The following is a 1,407-nucleotide window of genomic DNA, read 5'->3' as shown; positions in this document are numbered from 1 at the left end:
GGCTTGCGATGGCTTTGGCTTGAGCCTGCTGCGACTCGCTGGCGCCCATTTTTACTGCGGTGTACGCCGCCTCAGCTGCTGCGTTGGCGCCAACCAGGTCGCGGGTCTTGGTCAGTTGCTCAATGTACTTGTCCCACGCCTGTGCGTTGGCGCCATTGGCCTTGCTGGTAGCGTCTTGAGATGCCGCCAGTTTGCCATTGTTGGCCGACAAGTCCTGCGTTTGCTTGCTGACGGATTGCAGACGCTCGGCATAGCCAGCCGCCGATTGAATATTGGTGTCATAGCCGGCCGCAATCCCTTCCAGAGAGGACTTGAATCCGCCCGACAGGCCTTGCGTCGATTGCAGCCAAACAGTGATATCGTCCAGGGTTTTCTGTCCGGACTTCACCTGAGCAATCATGCTCGACAGAGTTGCCAGATCAGCTACCCGCGCCGCACCCACGGAAGTGATCGCATTCTCGGCGATGTTTCCGTATTTGCTGGCAGCAGACGACGCCTGGTCTAGTGCCGCCTGTTGCGCCTTTGCCCACTTCGACGCCTGATTGCGCTGCTGGGCCGCGGTCAGGCTATCGAACTTCTTGACCGTCTCGTCAATCGTCAGGCCTTGATCAATCAGCGACTGCGTTCCGGTGTCGGCCGAGTCACTGAAGTACAGATAGGCGCCGGCGACCAGCGATGCGGCCAGCGTGATAGCTCCCATCGGCCCGCCAATCGCCGCCAAGGCAGCGCTTCGAGTGGCCGCCCCCCTGGTGAGGGCTGCATTCAGGTTGTTCTCTACTACTGTCTGCGCAGCCTTCGCCTCAGTCAGCGCCAGAGTGGCCGCCCGGTTCGCGCTGGATGCCGCAATCTGGGCTTCCAGGGCAAAGGTCTCAGCGTTGGTTCCGCGCGTTGCCAGCAGCTCGACATTGGCTCGCGCAAGCTTGGCGCCCGTCATTTGCTGCTCGGCAATGGCACGGCGTGTAACGGTCTGCGCAGCCTGGACCTCGGCGGCAGCGGCCAAGCGCGCGGAATTAACCTGGCGCAATGCGGCAGCAGCATCTGTCGCCCGCGCCTGCGCCGACAGCACTAAAGAACCTACAAGCTTCACGCCCACGCTAGTGGCAAGCGCGCCAGTGATCGCCATAAGTGCGTCAGTATTGGTGACTACTGCTTTCAGGCCGCCCCCTCCGACCGCTACAACATTGCCCAGGCCGGTAGCAATTGCCTGAATACCGTTAATAACCTCGGGTTTGGTCAGCGACGCTGCAAGAGCATCGACGGAACTGATCAAAGGATTAATATCGATCTGCCCGACAGCAGCAAGGAAGTTGTTTTTCAGTGCGGTCGATGCCTGCTCAAACCGGCGCGGCATGCGATCAAGCTCCGAGTTCAGCGAAGTCAGAGACTTGAGAAGCGCATTGGTAACAA

Annotated in this window: 1 pseudogene; it reads right to left on the bottom strand. The window is 60.1% G+C overall.

From position 1 onward, the window contains the following. Positions 1-1,407, bottom strand: a pseudogene (locus tag L6D63_RS28320) (hypothetical protein); the annotation flags it as partial.

Origin of the sequence: Pseudomonas parakoreensis (genome assembly GCF_021602155.1) — a bacterium.
In the GTDB taxonomy this organism is placed as follows: Bacteria; Pseudomonadota; Gammaproteobacteria; order Pseudomonadales; family Pseudomonadaceae; genus Aquipseudomonas; species Aquipseudomonas parakoreensis.
Note: the sequence above shows the minus strand (reverse complement) of the source record. Positions and strands in the feature narration are given on the sequence as shown.